Annotated in this window: 3 protein-coding genes; 1 reads left to right on the plus strand and 2 read right to left on the minus strand. The window is 62.9% G+C overall.

The features are described 5' to 3' along the window. Positions 1–133: 133 nt before the first annotated feature. Positions 134–664, minus strand: a complete 531-nt coding sequence (locus JOY90_RS37605) for an antibiotic biosynthesis monooxygenase (protein WP_291696145.1) — start codon at positions 662–664, stop codon at positions 134–136. Positions 665–719: 55 nt separating this feature from the next. Beyond that, positions 720–1,439: a helix-turn-helix domain-containing protein gene (locus JOY90_RS37610; RefSeq protein WP_291696146.1), complete on the minus strand. Its 720-nt coding sequence runs from the start codon at positions 1,437–1,439 to the stop codon at positions 720–722. Positions 1,440–2,301: 862 nt separating this feature from the next. On the opposite strand from JOY90_RS37610, the gene JOY90_RS37615 reads away from it, so the two are divergent. Next, entirely contained in the window at positions 2,302–3,057 is a 756-nt protein-coding gene (locus JOY90_RS37615) for an SDR family NAD(P)-dependent oxidoreductase (RefSeq protein WP_291696147.1), read from the plus strand. Positions 3,058–3,149: the final 92 nt, after the last annotated feature.

Consider the following 3,149-nt stretch of genomic DNA (forward strand, 5'->3'; position numbering starts at 1 on the left):
TGAGCTTTTTGGAACGACCATATTTGCACAAAGACGAGTCGATTCAATGGCTTGAGTCTTCTTGTGACTCAGTACGATTAGCCCACCCTACCGATCTCTGTCCGCTTGGAAAGCTGTCAGGGCGCACATATCGTCATCTCCGCTCGACGGCAGGATACTGCTGCGGCGCCTCGGCGCGGTCGTACATGGTGTAGTCGCGGATGACGTCGAACACGCGGCGGTCCGCGCATGACTCGGTCGTTGCGGCACTCGATGCCGAAAGAAGCAGGTATTTTCCGTCTCGATAGACGCTCTTGAAGCGCTCGCCGCCCGCCCGTGGAGCCGGCTCGCCGTCGAAATAGTCCACGAACAAGCGCGCTCGCGCGTCGTTGCCATGGTCCGCAGACGCGCGACCGATCCGTATTCGATAGTCCATGAAGTGATGTTCGCGTCCGGCGCGCTGGATCGCACGATGCCCGCTGTGCTCGCGCCACGCGATCAATGATGCCTCGGTATCCCACCAGGAGTGAGAAAGAACGATGTGAGGCCGATCGAGGCTTTCGTATCGGTCGATGAAGATCAGGCCGGGGTTCTTGCTCAGTTCGGGACGCAGACGAGCGGCGAGCTCGAAGTATTTCTCCGAATGTCCCGGCAGCGGTTGAACTTCGAAGAACAGGCCAATCACGACAAGCCTCTCCGGCACGTTGTTCGAGGAGCTTGCATCGGTCGAGCGCTACTTTCTAGAACGAAATCGACGTTCGAGCCGTCAGCATGCACCTACGGTAGGCAGATGGTGTCGTCCCGTAGGCCCGCAGGAAGAAGCGCCCGAGGTGGCTTTGGTCGGAAAAACCACTTTCCTGAGCGGCCTCCGCGGCCGAGACACCCTGTTTCAGCATCGCCCGCGCAACATTCAGGCGATGCGCGATGCGGTACTGCGCAGGGGTTACACCGACCTGCCGTGTGAACGATCTGATGAAACCGTCAATGGAGAGGCCTTCGGCCTCGGCTACAGCCGCAATCGGCTGTTCGGCTGCGGCGATCTGGTCAATCCATCGTGGCGCCGCCTCGTATCCTTCTACCGCAGCGACCCGCGACATCTGGGACGCGACACGGTCGAGGATTTCATTGAGCCGTGCTGCGCCGCGCCCGTCCATCGTCGAAGGCCTTGCAACACCAGACACGGCAGGATGATCGGGCGCGATGTATATGTTCGTGACAATGGAACAAGAGCGCATCATTGGCGCATGAACGAGCCGCGCGGGCAGTACGACAATCTGCCCGGCTTCGGCGCGAAAGACACCGATCGCCGTAGTGAACGACCGCCATCCTTCGAACACGGCAGCGATCTGGACCTCGTCGTGGAAGTGTCCGACTTGACGGAGGTCTTCAGGCGCCGCGCGAGCCGCAATCTCGATATCATCCTCGCCGAGCACGCGCGCGTATTGCCAGTGAGTGTTCATGCGCTAGTTCTACTTGGATTGGATGGGCCAGTCATCCCGTCGTCCCCGTCTTCCTTCTCTCCGGCTTCGGCGAGCCAAGCCGAGCGCGCGGCGCTGGGTAGAATCGGCGACGTGCGGGGCGTGGCCCGTCGCCCGCGAGCCAGGGGAGCCCAGAAATCCCCTGCGCGAAAAATCGAAATTCGCGAACCCGTTCAAGCCGATTCGGGGTGTCCAGATCGTCGCGCAAAAATATTCTTGTTTCTTATTTTCAGAAGTATGCCATAACTGCCGCGTCCCGCCTCCGATTACGAGGGGCGCTACGCGATCGTCACGAGCGTTGGAGGCGGGATGCGATGGACGCGACGGTGTTGCCAGACGAGCGGCATCTTCGCGGACGACGAAGGCGTGTGGTCCTGATCCCGCGACGCTGGGATCAAGTCTCGCAGGACTGATGCGAGGCGAGGGTGGCAAGAGAGCCCGTTCACCCGGGAGAGCGCGCTATAAGTCGTAACACCATTGCGCAGGGAGGGCCGGGTATTCTCGGCTGAACCTGTGGTTCCTGCCCCGTGCGTTTTCCGCTGCACGGGGGCCATGGGCATCAGCCGATGCCCGGTCTTCCCTGCGCCCTCGCTTTCGAGAGGGACAGCGCTTGAGACATCGCCCGGGCGCATCTGCGTCGCGGTCATGCGGAATCATGCCCGGAGGTATCATGCCTGAGACTTGCTGCTTCCGCATAAAGCTTGCTTATATCTCGACCATGCGTGCCCGACAGCTCGAACTATTCGGGACGGTCATGCTGCCGCGTTGCGCAGCTCTCATCCACATCCTGCAGCTTCGCGAAGCAATCGGTATCGAGGACGATCTCGCACGATAGGGCATCATCATGAATATTCGGCTGGACGGACGTGTCGTGCTGCTGTCGGGCGCAGCTCAGGGTATCGGGCGCGCGATGGCACGGGCCTTCACTGACGCAGGCGCCCGCGTTCACCTGACCGATCTCGATGCGGTCGGCCTTTCGGCCGCGGGCGATCTCGTGTCGGCCCCGGTCCATGCCTGCGACCTGTCCGATCGCGAGGCGGCGCATCGCCTGGTCGCCGAGGTGATCGCCGGCGAAGGGCGGCTCGACATTCTGGCGCTGGCCGCCGGCGGCGTTCGCGGCCAGGTCGGCCGGCCGCTCGAGGAGATCACGGAGCGCGACTGGCGCATCCTGTTCGAGGCCAATGTCGAGGCGGCGCTATGGCTGAGCCAGGCGGCCGCGCCGCATCTCAAGAAGGCCGGCTGGGGACGGATCGTGGCCATCGCATCCGGCGCCGGCCTGCGGCCGAGCATGACCAACATCCAGGCGTACACCGCGGCAAAGCATGCGGTGGTCGGTCTCGTGCGGCAGCTTTCGTTCGAACTCGGTCCGCACGGCACCACCGCCAACGCGGTGGCGCCGGGCCTGATCCTGACCAATCCGGCGACCCATGCGCAATGGGCGGCCTACGGACCGGAAGGCCAGCAGCGCATCCTGGATTCGCTGCACACCCGCCGTCTCGGCAAGCCGGAGGACATCGCGTCGGCCGCGCTGTTCCTGGCAAGCGAGCAGGCCGGCTGGATCAGCGGTCAGATCCTGTCGGTCGATGGCGGCCGCCTGTAACGGAGATCGGCGCCCCGACAATTGACATGATCGGGATGCATTGCGGGCACGCACTCCCTTCATTCGACCATCCAGGATCTTCGATCGATGAT

The organism is Bradyrhizobium sp., from assembly GCF_019242285.1.
GTDB lineage: Bacteria > Pseudomonadota > Alphaproteobacteria > Rhizobiales > Xanthobacteraceae > Bradyrhizobium.